At 61.5% G+C, this 19,364-nt stretch carries 16 protein-coding genes and 1 tRNA gene; all 17 read left to right on the forward strand.

Features of this window, described 5'->3' with window-relative positions; all coding sequences use genetic code 11:
- Positions 1-77 (forward strand): EF-Tu C-terminal domain-related protein (locus BSE24067_RS31065; RefSeq protein WP_201785588.1); only part of this gene is annotated, 77 nt, incomplete at its 5' end.
- A 59-nt stretch (positions 78-136) separates the two neighbouring features.
- Positions 137-212 (forward strand) — tRNA-Trp (locus BSE24067_RS31070).
- A 42-nt stretch (positions 213-254) separates the two neighbouring features.
- Positions 255-635 carry a preprotein translocase subunit SecE gene (gene secE, locus BSE24067_RS31075; protein WP_006482892.1) on the forward strand — a complete coding sequence of 127 codons (381 nt, stop codon included), beginning with the start codon at positions 255-257 and terminating at the stop codon, positions 633-635.
- A 1-nt stretch (position 636) separates the two neighbouring features.
- Positions 637-1,194, forward strand: a complete 558-nt coding sequence (gene nusG / locus BSE24067_RS31080; protein ID WP_006400672.1) for a transcription termination/antitermination protein NusG — start codon at positions 637-639, stop codon at positions 1,192-1,194.
- Between the two features lie 140 nt (positions 1,195-1,334).
- Positions 1,335-1,766, forward strand: coding sequence for a 50S ribosomal protein L11 (gene rplK / locus BSE24067_RS31085; RefSeq protein WP_006400671.1), 432 nt, complete (start codon positions 1,335-1,337; stop codon positions 1,764-1,766).
- The gene (gene rplA / locus BSE24067_RS31090) at positions 1,767-2,465 is read left to right on the forward strand and encodes a 50S ribosomal protein L1 (protein WP_151065333.1); all 699 of its coding nucleotides are present in this window, start codon (positions 1,767-1,769) and stop codon (positions 2,463-2,465) included.
- A gap of 308 nt (positions 2,466-2,773) precedes the next feature.
- A complete protein-coding gene (gene rplJ / locus BSE24067_RS31095; protein ID WP_040143029.1) occupies positions 2,774-3,271 on the forward strand; it encodes a 50S ribosomal protein L10 in 498 nt (165 codons plus the stop codon).
- Positions 3,272-3,334: 63 nt separating this feature from the next.
- Positions 3,335-3,709 (forward strand): 50S ribosomal protein L7/L12, encoded by a 375-nt coding sequence (gene rplL, locus BSE24067_RS31100; RefSeq protein ID WP_040143030.1) that lies wholly within the window; start codon positions 3,335-3,337, stop codon positions 3,707-3,709.
- 377 nt (positions 3,710-4,086) lie between these two features.
- Positions 4,087-8,193, forward strand: coding sequence for a DNA-directed RNA polymerase subunit beta (gene rpoB / locus BSE24067_RS31105; protein WP_151065332.1), 4,107 nt, complete (start codon positions 4,087-4,089; stop codon positions 8,191-8,193).
- Between the two features lie 21 nt (positions 8,194-8,214).
- Positions 8,215-12,456, forward strand: a complete 4,242-nt coding sequence (gene rpoC / locus BSE24067_RS31110; protein WP_151065331.1) for a DNA-directed RNA polymerase subunit beta' — start codon at positions 8,215-8,217, stop codon at positions 12,454-12,456.
- A gap of 266 nt (positions 12,457-12,722) precedes the next feature.
- The gene (locus BSE24067_RS31115) at positions 12,723-13,061 is read left to right on the forward strand and encodes a polymorphic toxin type 44 domain-containing protein (RefSeq protein ID WP_208455069.1); all 339 of its coding nucleotides are present in this window, start codon (positions 12,723-12,725) and stop codon (positions 13,059-13,061) included.
- Positions 12,997-13,488, forward strand: coding sequence for a hypothetical protein (locus BSE24067_RS31120; RefSeq protein ID WP_170297488.1), 492 nt, complete (start codon positions 12,997-12,999; stop codon positions 13,486-13,488). Before BSE24067_RS31115 ends, BSE24067_RS31120 begins: the two co-directional genes overlap by 65 nt.
- 202 nt (positions 13,489-13,690) lie before the next feature.
- A complete protein-coding gene (recQ, locus tag BSE24067_RS31125) occupies positions 13,691-15,538 on the forward strand; it encodes a DNA helicase RecQ (RefSeq protein ID WP_151065328.1) in 1,848 nt (615 codons plus the stop codon).
- 237 nt (positions 15,539-15,775) lie between these two features.
- Positions 15,776-16,156: a 30S ribosomal protein S12 gene (gene rpsL, locus BSE24067_RS31130; RefSeq protein ID WP_006400662.1), complete on the forward strand. Its 381-nt coding sequence runs from the start codon at positions 15,776-15,778 to the stop codon at positions 16,154-16,156.
- A 172-nt stretch (positions 16,157-16,328) separates the two neighbouring features.
- Positions 16,329-16,799, forward strand: coding sequence for a 30S ribosomal protein S7 (gene rpsG, locus BSE24067_RS31135; protein ID WP_034209730.1), 471 nt, complete (start codon positions 16,329-16,331; stop codon positions 16,797-16,799).
- A gap of 123 nt (positions 16,800-16,922) precedes the next feature.
- The gene (fusA, locus tag BSE24067_RS31140) at positions 16,923-19,025 is read left to right on the forward strand and encodes an elongation factor G (RefSeq protein WP_151065327.1); all 2,103 of its coding nucleotides are present in this window, start codon (positions 16,923-16,925) and stop codon (positions 19,023-19,025) included.
- A 40-nt stretch (positions 19,026-19,065) separates the two neighbouring features.
- On the forward strand, positions 19,066-19,364 hold a 299-nt coding region (locus BSE24067_RS31145), incomplete at its 3' end, for a GTP-binding protein (RefSeq protein ID WP_244110857.1).

The following is a 19,364-nucleotide window of genomic DNA, read 5'->3' on the forward strand; positions in this document are numbered from 1 at the left end:
AAGAAGGTCTGCGCTTCGCAATCCGCGAAGGCGGCCGTACCGTCGGCGCAGGCGTCGTCGCCAAGATCATCGAGTAAGCCAGTTATTCGTTGATCGACAGTTTTGGGGCTGGCAGCAGCCGGCCCCAACATGGTTTAGGGGTATAGCTCAACTGGCAGAGCGTCGGTCTCCAAAACCGAAGGTTGGGGGTTCGATTCCCTCTGCCCCTGCCAAAAATCGCCACGTGTCCCACGTGGCATTTGTTTTAAGGTGTTATGGCGAATCCATCCGTCGAAACTGTAAATACCTCCGGCGATAAGCTGATGCTGGCCCTGGGCGTATTGCTGGTCTTGGCCGGATTCGTGGGCTTCTTCTGGCTGGCCAACCAGCAGTGGTATGTCCGCGGTGCCGCGTTGGCGGTAGGTATCATCGCCGGCGTGGCCGTCGGTCTGATGTCCGCACCTGGCAAGAGCCTCATCGCGTTTGCCAAGGATTCGTACAAGGAAGTCCGCAAGGTCGTTTGGCCCACCCGCAAGGAAGCAACGCAAACCACACTCGTCGTGTTCGGTTTCGTGCTCGTGATGGCGATTTTCCTCTGGTTGAGTGACAAATCGATCGAATGGGTGATTTTCTCGGCGATTCTGGGTTGGAAATGATATGAGCGATACTCCGGCATCCCCGAGCGGAAAGCGTTGGTACGTCGTGCACGCCTACTCCGGTATGGAGAAGAGCGTGCAACGTGCGCTTCAGGAGCGCATCGAACGTGCTGGCATGCAGGATAAATTCGGTCAGATCCTGGTTCCGACCGAAGAAGTGGTCGAAGTCAAAGGCGGCCACAAGGCTGTAACCGAGCGTCGTTTCTTCCCCGGCTACGTGCTGGTGGAAATGGAAATGACGGACGAAACGTGGCACCTCGTGAAGAATACCGCGAAGGTCACCGGTTTCGTCGGCGGTGCGCGTAACCGCCCGACACCGATTTCCCCGAAGGAAGTCGAGAAGATCATGTCGCAGATGCAGGAAGGTGTGGAGAAGCCGCGCCCGAAGACACTGTTCGAAGTAGGCGAGATGGTGCGTGTCAAGGAAGGTCCGTTCACGGACTTCAACGGCACGGTCGAAGAAGTCAACTACGAAAAATCGCGCGTGCGTGTGTCGGTCACGATCTTTGGCCGATCCACTCCGGTCGAACTCGAGTTCGGTCAGGTCGAAAAAGTCTGATTCCGATTCGGTGGGCAGCCTCGGCTGCCCACCTTCGCGCTTACGGTCCGCGTCATGGCCGTTGAGGAGCGTCAGTAGCCAGCGGCGAACGCGCGTTATCACTCATCGAACGCCGTCTGGCGTTCCAACGAGGTTTACAAATGGCAAAGAAGATTGTCGGCTTTATCAAGCTGCAGATTCCTGCAGGTAAAGCCAACCCGTCGCCGCCGGTCGGTCCGGCACTGGGCCAGCGCGGCCTGAACATCATGGAGTTCTGCAAGGCGTTCAACGCGCAGACTCAAGGCATGGAGCCGGGTCTGCCGGTGCCGGTGGTCATCACGGCATACGCTGACAAGAGCTTCACGTTCGTGATGAAGACGCCGCCGGCGACCGTCCTGATCAAGAAGGCGGCGAAGGTGGACAAGGGCTCGAGCAAGCCGCACACCGACAAGGTCGGTTCGATCACGCGCGCTCAAGCCGAAGAAATCGCGAAGACCAAGATGCCGGACCTTACGGCAGCTGATCTGGACGCAGCCGTTCGCACCATCGCTGGTAGCGCACGCTCGATGGGCATCACTGTGGAGGGCGTGTAAATGGCTAAGATCTCCAAGCGCCGTCAGGCATTTGCCGCCAAGGTCGACCGTCAGAAGCTGTACGCGATCGAAGACGCACTGGCACTCGTGAAGGAATGCGCGAGCGCCAAGTTCAACGAATCGATCGACGTCGCGGTTCAGCTCGGTATCGATGCGAAGAAGTCGGACCAGGTCGTTCGTGGTTCGGTGGTCCTGCCGGCAGGTACGGGCAAGTCGGTTCGCGTTGCGGTGTTCGCACAAGGCGACAAGGCCGAGCAGGCTCGTGCGGCAGGCGCGGAAATCGTCGGTATGGAAGACCTGGCTGAGCAGATCAAGGCTGGCCAGATGGACTTCGACATCGTGATCGCTTCGCCGGACACGATGCGTATCGTCGGTACGCTCGGTCAGATCCTCGGCCCGCGCGGCCTGATGCCGAACCCGAAGGTCGGCACGGTCACGCCGGACGTCGCGACCGCAGTCAAGAACGCGAAGGCTGGTCAGGTGCAATTCCGCGTCGACAAGGCCGGTATCATCCACGCGACCATCGGCCGTGCATCGTTCGAAGCAGCAGCACTGCGCTCGAACCTGTCCGCACTGATCGAAGCGCTGCAGAAGGCCAAGCCGGCAACGAGCAAGGGCGTCTACCTGCGCAAGATCGCACTGTCGAGCACGATGGGCGTCGGCGTGCGTGTCGACCAGGCTACGCTGGCAGCACAGTAAGGAAGTATTCGGGCCGCTTCGTTCGCGAAGCGGCCTACATGGGCTTTGGGCGGTTGTTCGTGCAGCAGGGCGAACAACCGGTTATCAAAGACCGTTGGTGGGGCGCAGCAGGCAGGCGATCCCTTAATTCAAGCCAACGCAGATGGCGAACCCGAAAAAGTTTTGCAGTGGTGAAGCCGCAGGCCGTGAAGCGATTCACGGCGTGAGGTGCAAATACTCCTAACGAGGTCGGACGCCGTTGTTGAACGAGGTGCGTGAGGTTTCGGCCATGCCGGCCGCGCCGAGCGTATCGTTTCTGGAGGCTAACCGTGCCGCTTAATAGAGAAGACAAGCAAGCCGTCGTCGCTGAGGTTTCCGCGCAAGTCGCGAAGGCCCAGACCGTTGTGCTGGCTGAGTATCGTGGAATTGCGGTTGGCGATCTGACCAAGCTGCGCGCGAAAGCGCGTGAGCAACAGGTTTACCTGCGCGTGTTGAAGAACACGCTGGCGCGTCGCGCTGTCGAAGGTACGCCTTTTGCTCCGCTGGCAGAGCAGATGACTGGTCCCCTGATCTACGGCATCTCGGAAGATGCAATTGCTGCTGCCAAGGTCGTCAACGACTTCAGCAAGAGCAATGACAAGTTGGTCATCAAGGCTGGTTCGTTCGATGGCAAGGTGATGGACAAGGCTGGCGTGCAAGCGCTGGCAAGCATCCCGAGCCGTGAAGAACTGCTCTCGAAGCTGCTGTTCGTTATGCAAGCGCCTGTTTCGGGCTTCGCGCGCGCTCTCGCCGCGCTGGCCGAGAAGAAGCAAGCGGAAGCTGCGTAATCGAGCGTGCATCAGCGTCACTGATCGCTGGCTGTATCCGAATTCAATTTAGGAGTATTTCAAATGGCAATCGCAAAAGAAGACATCCTGGCAGCAGTCGAAGGGATGACCGTTCTGGAACTGAACGAACTGGTCAAGGCGTTCGAAGAGAAGTTTGGCGTGTCGGCAGCTGCAGTGGCAGTCGCTGGCCCGGCAGGCGGCGGCGCTGCTGCTGCTGCAGAAGAGAAGACCGAATTCACGGTCGTCCTGGCTGAAGCAGGCAGCAACAAGGTTGCAGTCATCAAGGCAGTTCGCGAACTGACGGGCCTGGGCCTGAAGGAAGCGAAGGACGTCGTTGACGGCGCACCGAAGGCTGTCAAGGAAGGCGTCGACAAGGCTGCTGCTGACGAAGCCAAGAAGAAGCTGGAAGAAGCTGGCGCGAAGGTCGAAGTCAAGTAAGTTTCGACGCGCTGTGCGAAGGCTGGCGGTATTTTCACCGCCGGCCTTTTTGTGCTTTGTGGGGACGTTATTCTGGCACTCTTTTGGGAGCCCGAATAATCGGCCCCAGAAGCCAAAGAAAACCGCCAAATCGTTGTCAATGGTCACGATTGGCGTTTCTCTTTGTCTTCTGAAGCGACTGCAGAAGGCAAGTTTGGTCGGGTAGCGGGCAACACAGGCATCCGCTGCCGTCAGCCAGCGGTTGGTAGCGGCCAACCACCAAGCTTCTCGGCTCGTTCAAGCCATCGGGCGGCCATCGGGTCTCAGTCGGTGAACACTCGGGTTTGAAACGTCCAGGTATCCCACCTCGATAGCACCCGCCGTGATTCGGAGATCGTATGCAATATTCCTTCACCGAGAAGAAGCGCATTCGCAAGAGTTTCGCGAAGCGCCCCATCGTTCACCAAGTTCCGTTCTTGCTGGCCACCCAGCTTGAATCATTCAGCACGTTTCTGCAAGCCGATGTGCCGGTCACGCAACGCAAGCCTGAAGGTTTGCAGGCCGCCTTCACATCGGTATTTCCCATTGTTTCGCACAACGGCTTTGCGCGCCTCGAGTTCGTGAGCTATGCGCTGTCCTCGCCGGCATTCAACATCAAGGAATGCCAGCAGCGGGGCCTGACGTACTGCTCCGCGCTGCGCGCGAAGGTCCGCCTCGTCATCCTCGACAAGGAATCGCCGAACAAGCCGGTCGTCAAGGAAGTGAAGGAGCAGGAAGTGTACATGGGCGAAATTCCGCTCATGACGCCGACGGGCTCGTTCGTCATCAACGGCACCGAGCGTGTCATCGTCTCGCAGCTGCACCGTTCGCCGGGCGTGTTCTTCGAACACGACAAGGGCAAGACGCACAGCTCGGGCAAGCTGCTGTTCTCGGCACGGATCATTCCGTACCGCGGCTCGTGGCTCGACTTCGAATTCGATCCGAAGGACATCCTGTACTTCCGCGTCGACCGTCGCCGCAAGATGCCGGTCACGATCCTGCTGAAGGCCATCGGTCTCACGCCGGAACAGATCCTCGCGAACTTCTTCGTGTTCGACAACTTCACGCTGATGGACGAAGGCGCGCAGCTCGAGTTCGTGCCCGAGCGCCTGCGTGGTGAAGTCGCGCGTTTCGACATCACGGATCGCGACGGCAAGGTCATCGTCCAGAAGGACAAGCGGATCAACGCGAAGCACATTCGCGACCTCGAAGCCGCGAAGACCAAGTTCATCTCGGTGCCGGAAGACTATCTGCTCGGCCGCGTGCTGGCGAAGAACGTCGTCGACGGCGACACCGGCGAAGTGATCGCGAGCGCGAACGACGAAATCACCGAAAGCGTGCTCGAGAAGCTGCGCGAAGCGGGCATCAAGGACATCCAGACGCTCTACACGAACGATCTGGACCAGGGCCCGTACATTTCGTCGACGCTGCGTGTCGACGAAACGACCGACAAGACGGCCGCGCGCATCGCGATCTACCGGATGATGCGTCCGGGCGAACCGCCGACCGAAGAAGCGGTCGAGGCGCTGTTCAACCGTCTGTTCTACAGCGAAGAAGCGTACGACCTGTCGAAGGTCGGCCGCATGAAGTTCAACCGCCGCGTCGGCCGTGACGAGATCGTCGGCCCGATGACGCTGCAGGACGACGACATCCTCGCGACGATCAAGATCCTCGTCGAGCTGCGCAACGGCAAGGGCGAAGTGGACGACATCGACCACCTCGGCAACCGTCGCGTGCGTTGCGTCGGCGAACTGGCGGAAAACCAGTTCCGCGCGGGTCTCGTGCGTGTCGAGCGCGCGGTCAAGGAACGCCTCGGCCAGGCCGAAAGCGAAAACCTGATGCCGCACGACCTGATCAACTCGAAGCCGATTTCGTCGGCGATCCGCGAGTTCTTCGGTTCGTCGCAGCTGTCGCAGTTCATGGACCAGACCAACCCGCTGTCGGAAATCACGCACAAGCGCCGTGTCTCCGCACTGGGCCCGGGCGGTCTCACGCGCGAGCGTGCAGGCTTCGAAGTCCGCGACGTGCACCCGACCCACTACGGCCGCGTGTGCCCGATCGAAACGCCGGAAGGTCCGAACATCGGTCTGATCAACTCGCTCGCGCTGTACGCGCACCTGAACGAGTACGGCTTCCTCGAGACGCCGTACCGCAAGGTCGTGGACGGCAAGGTGACCGACCAGATCGACTACCTGTCGGCGATCGAGGAAGGCCGCTACATGATCGCTCAGGCGAACGCCGCGATCGACGAAGACGGCCGACTGATCGACGAACTCGTGTCGTCGCGTGAAGCCGGCGAAACGATGATGGTCACGCCGGACCGGATCCAGTACATGGACGTCGCGCCGTCGCAGATCGTGTCGGTGGCAGCTTCGCTGATTCCGTTCCTCGAGCACGACGACGCGAACCGTGCACTGATGGGCTCGAACATGCAGCGTCAGGCCGTGCCGTGTCTGCGTCCGGAGAAGCCGGTCGTCGGTACGGGCATCGAGCGCACCTGCGCGGTCGACTCGGGTACGACGGTTCAGGCGTTCCGCGGCGGTGTCGTCGACTACGTCGACGCAGGCCGTATCGTGATTCGCGTGAACGACGACGAAGCGGTCGCGGGTGAAGTCGGTGTCGACATCTACAACCTGATCAAGTACACGCGTTCGAACCAGAACACGAACATCAACCAGCGTCCGATCGTGAAGATGGGCGACAAGGTCTCGCGCGGCGACGTGCTGGCCGACGGCGCCTCGACGGACCTGGGCGAGCTCGCGCTCGGCCAGAACATGCTGATCGCGTTCATGCCGTGGAACGGCTACAACTTCGAGGATTCGATCCTGATCTCGGAGAAGGTGGTCGCGGACGATCGCTACACGTCGATCCACATCGAAGAGCTGAACGTCGTTGCACGCGACACGAAGCTCGGGCCGGAAGAAATCACGCGCGACATCTCGAACCTGGCGGAAGTCCAGCTCGGCCGTCTCGACGAATCGGGCATCGTGTACATCGGTGCGGAAGTCGAAGCGGGCGACGTGCTGGTCGGCAAGGTCACGCCGAAGGGCGAGACCCAGCTGACGCCGGAAGAGAAGCTGCTGCGCGCGATCTTCGGCGAGAAGGCTTCGGACGTGAAGGACACGTCGCTGCGCGTGCCGTCGGGCATGAGCGGCACCGTGATCGACGTCCAGGTGTTCACGCGCGAAGGCATCCAGCGCGACAAGCGTGCGCAACAGATCATCGACGACGAACTGAAGCGCTACCGTCTCGACCTGAACGACCAGCTGCGCATCGTGGAAGGCGACGCGTTCCAGCGTCTCGCGCGCATGCTCGTGGGCAAGGTCGCGAACGGCGGTCCGAAGAAGCTCGCGAAGGGCACGAAGATCGACCAGGCTTACCTGGAAGACCTCGACCACTACCACTGGTTCGACATCCGCCTCGCGGACGACGAAGCAGCGGCGCAGCTCGAAGCGATCAAGAACTCGATTGAAGAGAAGCGTCACCAGTTCGACCTCGCGTTCGAAGAGAAGCGCAAGAAGCTCACGCAAGGCGACGAACTGCCGCCGGGCGTGCTGAAGATGGTCAAGGTGTACCTCGCGGTGAAGCGCCGCCTGCAGCCTGGCGACAAGATGGCAGGCCGTCACGGTAACAAGGGTGTCGTGTCGAAGATCGTCCCGATCGAAGACATGCCGTACATGGCCGACGGCCGTCCGGCAGACGTCGTGCTGAACCCGCTCGGCGTGCCGTCGCGGATGAACGTGGGTCAGGTTCTGGAAGTGCACCTCGGCTGGGCCGCGAAGGGCCTCGGCTGGCGTATCGGCGAAATGCTGCAGCGTCAGGCGAAGATCGAGGAACTGCGCGTGTTCCTGACGAAGATCTACAACGAGTCGGGCCGCCAGGAAGATCTGGAAAGCTTCACCGACGAAGAGATCCTCGAACTCGCGAAGAACCTGCGCGAAGGCGTGCCGTTCGCGACGCCGGTGTTCGACGGTGCAACCGAGGAAGAAATGGGCAAGATGCTCGACCTCGCGTTCCCGGACGACATCGCGCAGCAGCTCGACATGAACCCGTCGAAGAACCAGGTCCGCCTGTACGACGGTCGCACGGGCGAGCCGTTCGAACGTCGCGTGACGCTCGGCTACATGCACTACCTGAAGCTGCATCACCTCGTCGACGACAAGATGCACGCGCGCTCGACGGGCCCGTACTCGCTCGTCACGCAGCAGCCGCTGGGTGGTAAGGCGCAGTTCGGCGGCCAGCGTTTCGGTGAAATGGAAGTGTGGGCACTCGAAGCGTACGGCGCGTCCTACGTGCTGCAGGAAATGCTGACGGTGAAGTCGGACGACGTGACCGGCCGGACGAAGGTGTACGAGAACCTCGTCAAGGGCGATCACGTGATCGATGCAGGCATGCCGGAATCCTTCAACGTGCTGGTGAAGGAAATCCGCTCGCTCGGTATCGACATCGATCTCGACCGCAATTAATCGGACTACGGAGAGAAGGCAATGAAAGCTCTGCTCGATCTATTCAAGCAAGTCCAACAGGAAGAAGTTTTCGACGCGATCAAGATCGGTCTGGCCTCGCCGGACAAGATCCGTTCGTGGTCGTTCGGCGAAGTGAAGAAGCCGGAGACCATCAACTACCGTACGTTCAAGCCGGAACGCGATGGTCTGTTCTGCGCGAAGATCTTCGGGCCGATCAAGGACTACGAGTGCCTGTGCGGCAAGTACAAGCGCCTGAAGCATCGCGGCGTGATCTGCGAGAAGTGCGGTGTCGAAGTGACGCTGGCGAAGGTGCGTCGCGAACGGATGGGCCACATCGAGCTGGCCTCGCCGGTCGCGCACATCTGGTTCCTGAAGTCGCTGCCGTCGCGTCTGGGCATGGTGCTCGACATGACGCTGCGCGACATCGAACGCGTGCTGTACTTCGAAGCGTACGTGGTGATCGAACCGGGCATGACGCCGCTGAAGGCGCGGCAGATCATGACCGAAGAGGATTACTACAACAAGGTCGAGGAATACGGCGACGAATTCCGTGCCGAGATGGGCGCGGAAGGCGTGCGTGAACTGCTGCGCGCGATCAACATCGACGAGCAGGTCGAGACGCTGCGCACCGAGCTGAAGAACACCGGCTCGGAAGCGAAGATCAAGAAGTACGCGAAGCGCCTGAAGGTCCTCGAGGCATTCCAGCGCTCGGGCATCAAGCCCGAGTGGATGATCCTCGAAGTGCTGCCGGTGCTGCCGCCGGAACTGCGTCCGCTCGTGCCGCTGGACGGCGGCCGTTTCGCGACGTCGGACCTGAACGACCTGTATCGCCGCGTGATCAACCGTAACAACCGGTTGAAGCGTCTGCTCGAGCTGAAGGCGCCTGAAATCATCGTCCGCAACGAAAAGCGGATGCTGCAGGAAGCCGTCGACTCGCTGCTCGACAACGGTCGTCGCGGCAAGGCGATGACGGGCGCGAACAAGCGTCCGCTGAAGTCGCTCGCCGACATGATCAAGGGCAAGGGCGGTCGTTTCCGTCAGAACCTGCTGGGCAAGCGCGTCGACTACTCGGGCCGTTCGGTCATCGTGGTCGGCCCGACGCTGAAGCTGCACCAGTGCGGTCTGCCGAAGCTGATGGCGCTCGAACTGTTCAAGCCGTTCATCTTCAACAAGCTGGAAGTGATGGGCGTGGCGACGACCATCAAGGCTGCGAAGAAGGAAGTCGAGAACCAGACGCCGGTCGTGTGGGACATCCTCGAAGAGGTGATCCGCGAGCACCCGGTGATGCTGAACCGTGCGCCGACGCTGCACCGTCTCGGTATCCAGGCGTTCGAACCGGTGCTGATCGAAGGCAAGGCGATCCAGCTGCACCCGCTCGTCTGCGCGGCGTTCAACGCCGACTTCGACGGTGACCAGATGGCCGTTCACGTGCCGCTGTCGCTCGAAGCGCAGATGGAAGCGCGCACGCTGATGCTGGCGTCGAACAACGTGCTGTTCCCTGCCAACGGCGATCCGTCGATCGTGCCGTCGCAGGATATCGTGCTGGGTCTGTACTATGCGACCCGCGAAGCGATCAACGGCAAGGGCGAAGGGCTGTCGTTCACCGGCGTGTCGGAAGTGATCCGCGCGTACGAGAACAAGGAAGTCGAGCTGGCCTCGCGCGTCAACGTGCGGATCACCGAAATGGTCCGCAACGAGGACACGTCGGAAGGCGCGCCGGAATTCGTGCCGAAGATCACGCTGTACGCGACGACCGTCGGCCGCGCGATCCTGTCGGAGATCCTGCCGCACGGCCTGCCGTTCTCGGTGCTGAACAAGCCGCTGAAGAAGAAGGAAATCTCGCGCCTGATCAACACTGCGTTCCGCAAGTGCGGTCTGCGTGCGACTGTCGTGTTCGCCGACCAGCTGATGCAGGCGGGTTTCCGTCTCGCGACGCGTGCCGGCATCTCGATCTGCGTGGACGACATGCTCGTGCCGCCGCAGAAGGAAACGATCGTCGGCGACGCCGCGAAGAAGGTGAAGGAGTACGACCGCCAGTACATGTCGGGTCTCGTCACCGCGCAGGAACGCTACAACAACGTGGTCGACATCTGGTCGGCGACGTCGGAAGCGGTCGGCAAGGCGATGATGGAGCAGCTGTCGACGGAGCCGGTGATCGATCGCGACGGCAACGAGACGCGCCAGGAGTCGTTCAACTCCATCTACATGATGGCCGACTCGGGCGCCCGGGGTTCGGCGGTGCAGATTCGTCAGCTGGCCGGTATGCGCGGCCTGATGGCGAAGCCGGACGGCTCGATTATCGAGACGCCGATTACCGCGAACTTCCGCGAAGGTCTGAACGTGCTGCAGTACTTCATCTCGACCCACGGTGCACGTAAGGGTCTGGCTGATACGGCACTGAAGACCGCGAACTCGGGCTACCTGACGCGTCGTCTCGTCGACGTCACGCAGGATCTGGTCGTGGTGGAAGACGATTGCGGCACGTCGAACGGCGTCGCGATGAAGGCGCTCGTCGAAGGCGGTGAAGTCGTCGAAGCGCTGCGCGACCGTATCCTCGGCCGCGTCGCGGTCGCGGACGTCGTGAACCCGGAAACGCAGGAAACGCTGTACGAATCGGGCACGCTGCTCGACGAAACGGCGGTCGAGGAAATCGAACGCCTCGGCATCGACGAAGTGCGCGTGCGCACGCCGCTGACCTGCGAAACGCGTTACGGTCTGTGCGCGGCCTGCTACGGCCGTGACCTCGGCCGCGGCTCGCTCGTGAACGTCGGCGAAGCAGTCGGCGTGATCGCGGCACAGTCGATCGGCGAACCGGGCACGCAGCTGACGATGCGTACGTTCCACATCGGTGGTGCGGCATCGCGTGCGGCAGTGGCATCGTCGGTCGAAGCGAAGAGCAACGGTATCGTGCGCTTCACGGCCACGATGCGCTACGTCACCAACGCGAAGGGCGAGCAGATCGTCATCTCGCGTTCGGGCGAGGCGCTGATCACCGACGATATCGGCCGCGAGCGCGAACGTCACAAGATCCCGTACGGCGCGACGCTGCTGCAGCTCGACGGCGCGGCGATCAAGGCCGGCACGCAACTGGCGACGTGGGATCCGATGACGCGTCCGATCATCACCGAGTACGGTGGTACGGTGAAGTTCGAGAACGTCGAGGAAGGCGTGACCGTCGCGAAGCAGATCGACGACGTGACCGGCCTGTCGACGCTGGTCGTGATCGACGTGAAGCGTCGTGGTTCGCAAGCTTCGAAGAGCGTGCGTCCGCAGGTGAAGCTGCTCGACGCGAACGGCGAGGAAGTGAAGATCCCGGGCACGGAACACGCGGTGCAGATCGGCTTCCAGGTCGGCGCGCTGATCACCGTGAAGGACGGCCAGCAGGTGCAGGTCGGTGAAGTGCTCGCACGTATCCCGACCGAAGCGCAGAAGACGCGTGACATTACCGGCGGTCTGCCGCGGGTGGCGGAACTGTTCGAAGCGCGTTCGCCGAAGGATGCCGGCATTCTCGCGGAAGTCACCGGTACGACGTCGTTCGGCAAGGACACGAAGGGCAAGCAGCGTCTCGTCATCACGGACCTCGAAGGCAATCAGCACGAGTTCCTGATCGCGAAGGAAAAGCAGGTGCTGGTCCACGATGCTCAGGTCGTCAACAAGGGCGAAATGATCGTGGACGGCCCGGCCGATCCGCACGACATCCTGCGTCTGCAGGGTATCGAGGCGCTGTCGCGCTACATCGTCGACGAAGTGCAGGACGTGTATCGTCTGCAGGGCGTGAAGATCAACGACAAGCACATCGAGGTGATCGTTCGCCAGATGCTGCGTCGTGTGCAGATCACCGACAACGGTGATACGCGCTTCATCCCGGGCGAACAGGTCGAGCGTTCGGACATGCTGGACGAGAACGATCGCATGATCGCCGAAGGCAAGCGTCCGGCTTCGTACGACAACGTGCTGCTCGGTATCACGAAGGCGTCGCTGTCGACCGACTCGTTCATCTCCGCGGCATCGTTCCAGGAAACGACCCGCGTGCTGACCGAAGCGGCGATCATGGGCAAGCGCGACGATCTGCGCGGCCTGAAGGAAAACGTAATCGTCGGCCGTCTGATCCCGGCCGGTACGGGTCTCGCGTTCCACAAGGCACGCAAGGCGAAGGAAATGTCCGACCGCGAGCGTTTCGACCAGATCGCAGCGGAAGAGGCATTCGACTTCGGCACGCCGAGCGCGCCCGCGGAAGAGCCGCAACACCCGGCAGCCGAGTAAGCGCGCGGGGCGGCGCGAGCCGCCTCACGCTGCAGCACTTGCTGTCATCGAAACCGCCCGGTTCCTGCCGGGCGGTTTTTTTTTGCTGGTCGAGCAAACGCGTCGAGCGTTTAAGGCGGCGGTGCCGCCGTCGCGGCATTGGAGCGTAACGGTGGTTTTGAGATGGGTTTGATGATACGGTCGGTTTTTGTCTGATCAGTCATATTTCGGATAACTACATGCCTTCTATTCCAACTTCACCTCCCGGCGTATCGCTCGACGAAAACATGCGTGCTTCCAGGGTGCGACGAGGTGCGGTGCCGCTGGCAACGCCAGCGACCTATTTTTGGTTCTATAAACAAGTCAGAAATAAAGGCCCTTGGGACTACAAGCAAAAGGGGCGACAGTATGAGGGTTTCGGGAATTTTCACTATGGGGCGGTTGGTCGGGCGGCTGGAATTCCCGAGCATATTCTTTTGCGGGCGGCAGGGTGCGCGCAGACATTAGCTGGAACCTCGCAGCTGGATTGGCGAGGGTGTAGGACGGTGCAGCCTTATGGCGATGACCCCAGAGACCAAAGATGGATCCGCAGCGGTTATGAATATGCGAAGACACGCGGCTATTAAAGCGGCATGTATCGGCGCGGCCATTTTGTTGCTGGTCGAAGTGACGGTGTTCGTCGGCGGCTATGCGCTATTGCGACCGCCGCAAGATAGGCGCGAGCTCTTCGGGGCGAAGCAGTTGCGCAGCGATTTATACATGTATGTGATCAGAGATGATCCGGGTGGGGCAACCGTTCCCTTCCGTTTCAAATATTATTTTTGGAACCGGCGGGTCGACGCTGATGGAATGGCGGCAGTGATGGATCGTCAAGCTCCGTTCCTAGTCGCAAGCAACGAGAGCGCTGAGGTCAATGTCGCGGGCGACGATGTGGCGGTCGCCTTCAGTGGCCGGATATACGATTTTTCAAACGTGGCGGCATTCTACGTCGGTGACGATCCGCGGCTGATTTCGGTGAAATTGACTGCCGACCCGGAGTCGATTCGGCCTTGAGGTGAGGGGCGCGGCCGCGTGCGGATCGTTCCGGAAGCGACGCGTCGACTGTTGCAATTCGGCTGGCCAGCCGGTCGAAGTTCCAGCAGCACCGCCGCTGCCGACTCTGCCGAACGGCGAACGCGGCAGGTTCTGCGGCTGTTTGGCCGGATTGATTGCTAGAATCGCGGTCATCGTTGTTTGCCCTTTCTCCAAGTCATTCATGTCCACCGCTCTCGAAATTCTCAACGAAGTCTTCGGCTACCCCGCCTTTCGCGGTCAGCAAGGGGAGATCGTTGAGCACGTCGCGAGTGGCGGCGATTGCCTCGTGTTGATGCCCACAGGCGGCGGCAAGTCGCTGTGCTATCAGATTCCGGCGCTGCTGCGTCGCGAGGCCGGGCAGGGCGCGGGCATCGTCGTGTCGCCGCTGATCGCGCTGATGCAGGACCAGGTCGCGGCACTCAGCGAAGTCGGCGTGCGCGCGGCCTACCTGAACTCGACGCTGTCGGGCGCCGAGGCCGCGGCCACCGAGCGCGCGTTGCGCGAAGGCGAGATCGACCTGTTGTACGTCGCGCCGGAGCGCCTGATGACCGGGCGCTTTCTCGAGCTGCTCGAGCGCGCGAAGATCGGCCTGTTCGCGATCGACGAAGCGCACTGCGTGTCGCAGTGGGGCCATGACTTCCGTCCCGAATACATCCAGCTGTCGGTGCTGCACGAGCGTTTCCCGTCGGTGCCGCGCATCGCGCTGACGGCCACTGCCGATGCGATCACCCGCGACGAGATCATCCATCGCCTCGCGCTCGACGACGCGCGCGTGTTCGTGTCGAGCTTCGATCGTCCGAACATCCGCTACCGGATCGTCGAGAAGGACAACGCGCGCTCGCAACTGCTCGACTTCATCCGCGCCGAGCATACGAACGCGGACGGCACGACCGACGCGGGTGTCGTCTATTGCCTGTCGCGCCGCAAGGTCGAGGAAACGGCCGAATGGCTGAAGGCGCAGGGCGTGCGCGCGCTGCCGTATCACGCAGGGATGGAGTTCGAGGTGCGGCAGAAGCACCAGGAAATGTTCCAGCGCGAGGAAGGCATCGTGATGTGCGCGACGATCGCGTTCGGCATGGGCATCGACAAGCCCGACGTGCGCTTCGTCGCCCACCTCGATCTGCCGAAGAGCGTCGAAGGCTATTACCAGGAAACCGGTCGCGCGGGCCGCGACGGGATGCCGGCGAACGCGTGGATGGCATATGGCCTGGGCGACGTCGTCCAGCAGCGCAAGATGATTGACGAATCGGATGCGGACGACGCGCACAAGCGCGTGCAGACGTCGAAGCTCGACGCGCTGCTCGGCCTGTGCGAGACGATCTCGTGCCGCCGTGTGCGGCTGCTGAATTACTTCGGCGAGGCGAGCCAGCCGTGCGGCAACTGCGACACGTGCCTCGAGCCGCCCGATTCATGGGACGCGACGCGCGAGGCGCAGATGGCGCTGTCGTGCGTGTTCCGCGCGCAGCGCGCGAGCGGCTTCAACTTCGGCGCGAGCCATCTGATCGAGATCCTGCGCGGCTCCCGCACCGAGAAGGTGCTGCAGCGCGGCCACGACCAGTTGAGCACGTTCGGTATCGGCGCGTCGCTGTCCGAGCCCGAGTGGCGCGCGATTTTCCGGCAACTCGTCGCATACGGCTACCTGGCCGTCGATCACGGCGGCTTCGGTGCGCTGGTGCTCACCGAGGCCGCGAAGCCGGTGCTGAAGAACGAGGAGAAGGTCACGCTGCGCCGCTACGTGAAACCGCAGCGCACGCGCCAATCGTCGAGCCGCAGCGGCACGCGCGTCGATCCGACGGCCGGCATGGGCACGCGCGAGCGCGCGCGCTGGGACGCGCTGCGCGCGTGGCGCGCGGAAACCGCGAAGGCCGACGGCGTGCCGGCCTACGTGATCTTCCACGACGCGACCCTCGCCGAAATCGCGCGCAACGCGCCGGAGACGATCGACGACCTGCGCCATATTCCCGGCATGGGTGTACGCAAGCTGGAACGCTTCGGCGACGAGATCATCGACGTCGTCGAATCGGCGTGACACAGGCGTTCGGTCCCTTCTGCCAAACCGGCCGCGCGGCCGGCAAATCACGCAAGCCGTTGACTTAGTTGGCATTTCCGGAATATCATGCTGGGTTCCGGTATTCGGTGGGCCGAGTCGCGTCGAAGCTTGTTCGCAGGTTCGTGCCCGTATCGCCGGTTCGGAAGTCAACTGTGCGTCGATTCTCGCTTTGCCCGAAATCGATGTGCAGATTTTGTTCAATTTCAGGAATAAACAATGCCAACCATCAACCAACTGGTTCGCAAAGGCCGTCAGTCGGAAACGACGAAGAGCAAGAGCCCGGCCCTGCAGGACTGCCCCCAGCGTCGCGGCGTGTGCACCCGTGTGTACACGACGACGCCGAAGAAGCCGAACTCGGCACTCCGTAAGGTCGCCAAGGTTCGTCTGACGAACGGCTTCGAAGTGATTTCGTACATCGGCGGTGAAGGCCACAACCTGCAGGAACACTCGGTTGTGCTGATCCGCGGCGGCCGTGTGAAGGACTTGCCGGGTGTGCGTTACCACATGGTTCGCGGCTCGCTGGACACCCAGGGCGTCAAGGACCGTAAGCAAGCGCGCTCGAAGTACGGCGCGAAGCGTGCAAAGGCTGCCAAGTAAGCAGTTTTTGATCAGGGATCGCCGCAGGGCGGTCAAGGCGGGAGTGCCGGATTGCCGGTGCTGTCGAGTAAGTGGTCACCCGGCCAAGCTGGTTAGTCGTGAAGATGTGATCGGGTTTGTTGGTGGCCGCGGAGCTGGATACAGCTCCAACTGAACAGGTAAAGGAAGAATCATGCCGCGTCGTCGCGAAGTCCCCAAGCGGGAAGTGTTGCCGGATCCGAAGTTCGGCAACGTTGATGTAGCCAAGTTCATGAACATGCTGATGCTGTCCGGCAAGAAGTCGGTCGCAGAGCGCATCGTTTATGGCGCATTCGAACAGATCCAGACCAAGGGTGGCAAGGACCCGCTGGAAGTGTTCACCGTTGCGCTCAACAACGTGAAGCCGGTGGTCGAAGTGAAGAGCCGCCGCGTTGGTGGTGCCAACTATCAAGTTCCGGTCGAAGTGCGCCCGTCGCGTCGTATGGCATTGGCGATGCGCTGGCTGCGTGAGGCTGCGAAGAAGCGCAGCGAGAAGTCGATGGCTCTGCGTCTGGCAGGCGAACTCACCGAAGCGGCCGAAGGCCGTGGCGGCGCGATGAAGAAGCGCGATGAAGTTCACCGCATGGCAGAAGCCAACCGCGCGTTCTCGCATTTCCGTTTCTAAGCGCCTGGCTGGGCTGTTTGCGGAAATAAATTCCGGGCGGGTGCGCTTTTCAGGCGCCTCGCCCGTTTGTGTTGAGGCGTGATGCAGCAGGGCTGCGTCACGTCATCCCAGTAGAGGATCAAAGTGGCTCGCAAGACTCCTATCGAGCGCTACCGCAATATCGGTATTAGCGCTCACATCGACGCCGGCAAAACGACGACGACCGAGCGCATTCTGTTTTACACCGGTGTGAACCACAAGATCGGTGAAGTCCACGACGGCGCAGCCACGATGGACTGGATGGAGCAGGAACAGGAACGTGGCATCACGATCACGTCCGCTGCTACCACCGCCTTCTGGAAGGGCATGGGCGGCAACTATCCGGAACACCGCATCAACATCATCGACACCCCGGGCCACGTCGACTTCACGATCGAAGTGGAGCGTTCGATGCGCGTGCTCGACGGCGCGTGCATGGTGTACTGCGCAGTGGGCGGCGTGCAGCCGCAGTCGGAAACGGTGTGGCGCCAAGCCAACAAGTACAAGGTGCCGCGTCTCGCGTTCGTCAACAAGATGGACCGTACCGGCGCGAACTTCTTCAAGGTCTACGACCAGCTCCGTCTGCGCCTGAAGGCGAACCCGGTTCCGGTCGTGGTGCCGATCGGCTCGGAAGAAAACTTCAAGGGCGTGGTCGACCTGATCAAGATGAAGGCGATCATTTGGGACGAAGCGTCGCAAGGCACGAAGTTCGACTACGTCGACATCCCGGCCGAGCTCGCCGACACCTGCAAGGAATGGCGCGAAAAGATGGTCGAAGTGGCTGCTGAAGCCAGCGAAGACCTGATGAACAAGTACCTGGAAGAAGGCGACCTGCCGGAAGCGGACATCGTCAAGGCACTGCGCGACCGTACGATCGCGTGCGAAATCCAGCCGATGCTGTGCGGTACCGCGTTCAAGAACAAGGGCGTGCAGCGCATGCTCGACGCCGTGATCGACTTCCTGCCGTCGCCGGTCGACATCCCGCCGGTCAAGGGCGAGCTCGAAAACGGCGAAGAAGCGGAGCGCAAGGCGTCGGACGACGAGAAGTTCTCGTCGCTCGCGTTCAAGATCATGACCGACCCGTTCGTCGGCCAGCTGATCTTCTTCCGCGTGTACTCGGGCGTCGTCAACTCCGGCGACACGCTGCTGAACTCGACCAAGGGCAAGAAGGAACGCCTCGGCCGTATTCTGCAGATGCACGCGAACCAGCGTGAAGAAATCAAGGAAGTCCGTGCGGGCGACATCGCTGCAGCTGTCGGCCTGAAGGAAGCAACCACGGGCGACACGCTGTGCGACCCGGCGAACCCGATCGTTCTCGAGCGCATGGTGTTCCCGGAGCCGGTGATTTCGCAGGCTGTCGAGCCGAAGACCAAGGCTGACCAGGAAAAGATGGGCCTCGCGCTGAACCGTCTGGCTCAGGAAGACCCGTCGTTCCGCGTGCAGACCGACGAAGAATCGGGCCAGACGATCATTTCGGGCATGGGCGAGCTCCACCTCGAAATTCTGGTCGACCGGATGAAGCGTGAATTCGGCGTGGAAGCGACCGTCGGCAAGCCGCAGGTTGCATACCGCGAAACGATCCGCTCGACGGCGAAGGACGTCGACGGCAAGTTCGTCAAGCAGTCGGGCGGTCGCGGCCAGTACGGTCACGCGGTCATCACGCTCGAGCCGAACGAGCAGGGCAAGGGCTACGAGTTCTTCGACGAGATCAAGGGTGGTGTGATCCCGCGTGAATACATCCCGGCGGTCGACAAGGGCATCCAGGACACGCTGAAGTCGGGCGTGCTGGCTGGCTTCCCGGTCGTCGACGTGAAGGTTCACCTGACGTTCGGTTCGTACCACGACGTTGACTCGAACGAAAACGCGTTCCGCATGGCCGGTTCGATGGCGTTCAAGGAAGCGATGCGCAAGGCGAACCCGGTCGTCCTCGAGCCGATGATGGCTGTCGAAGTCGAGACGCCGGAAGACTACATGGGCAACGTGATGGGCGACCTGTCGGGCCGTCGCGGCATCGTCCAGGGCATGGAAGACATGGTTGGCGGCGGCAAGATCGTTCGCGCCGAAGTGCCGCTGTCGGAAATGTTCGGTTACTCGACGTCGCTGCGTTCGCTGACGCAAGGTCGTGCAACGTACACGATGGAGTTCAAGCACTACGCTGAAGCTCCGCGCAACGTTGCTGAAGCGATCATCAGCGCGAAGTCGAAGTAAATCTCAGCTACCAATCGATATTTTTTGAAAGAAGAGAATCATGGCAAAAGAAAAGTTTGAGCGGACCAAGCCGCACGTCAACGTTGGTACGATCGGTCACGTTGACCACGGCAAGACGACGCTGACGGCAGCGATCACGACGGTTCTGACGAAGAAGTTCGGCGGCGAAGCGAAGGCGTACGACCAGATCGACGCGGCACCGGAAGAAAAGGCGCGCGGCATCACGATCAACACGGCACACGTCGAGTACGAAACGGCAAATCGCCACTACGCACACGTCGACTGCCCGGGCCACGCTGACTATGTGAAGAACATGATCACGGGCGCAGCGCAGATGGA

Source organism: Burkholderia latens (genome assembly GCF_902499045.1).
Taxonomy (GTDB): Bacteria; Pseudomonadota; Gammaproteobacteria; order Burkholderiales; family Burkholderiaceae; genus Burkholderia; species Burkholderia latens.

Coding starts and splice junctions, on each gene's coding strand:
- secE (WP_006482892.1), top strand. CDS start 255: ATGGCGAATCCATCCGTCGAAACTGTAAATACCTCCGGCGATAAGCTG.
- nusG (WP_006400672.1), top strand. CDS start 637: ATGAGCGATACTCCGGCATCCCCGAGCGGAAAGCGTTGGTACGTCGTG.
- rplK (WP_006400671.1), top strand. CDS start 1,335: ATGGCAAAGAAGATTGTCGGCTTTATCAAGCTGCAGATTCCTGCAGGT.
- rplA (WP_151065333.1), top strand. CDS start 1,767: ATGGCTAAGATCTCCAAGCGCCGTCAGGCATTTGCCGCCAAGGTCGAC.
- rplL (WP_040143030.1), top strand. CDS start 3,335: ATGGCAATCGCAAAAGAAGACATCCTGGCAGCAGTCGAAGGGATGACC.
- rpoB (WP_151065332.1), top strand. CDS start 4,087: ATGCAATATTCCTTCACCGAGAAGAAGCGCATTCGCAAGAGTTTCGCG.
- rpoC (WP_151065331.1), top strand. CDS start 8,215: ATGAAAGCTCTGCTCGATCTATTCAAGCAAGTCCAACAGGAAGAAGTT.
- BSE24067_RS31115 (WP_208455069.1), top strand. CDS start 12,723: ATGCGTGCTTCCAGGGTGCGACGAGGTGCGGTGCCGCTGGCAACGCCA.
- BSE24067_RS31120 (WP_170297488.1), top strand. CDS start 12,997: ATGACCCCAGAGACCAAAGATGGATCCGCAGCGGTTATGAATATGCGA.
- recQ (WP_151065328.1), top strand. CDS start 13,691: ATGTCCACCGCTCTCGAAATTCTCAACGAAGTCTTCGGCTACCCCGCC.
- rpsL (WP_006400662.1), top strand. CDS start 15,776: ATGCCAACCATCAACCAACTGGTTCGCAAAGGCCGTCAGTCGGAAACG.
- rpsG (WP_034209730.1), top strand. CDS start 16,329: ATGCCGCGTCGTCGCGAAGTCCCCAAGCGGGAAGTGTTGCCGGATCCG.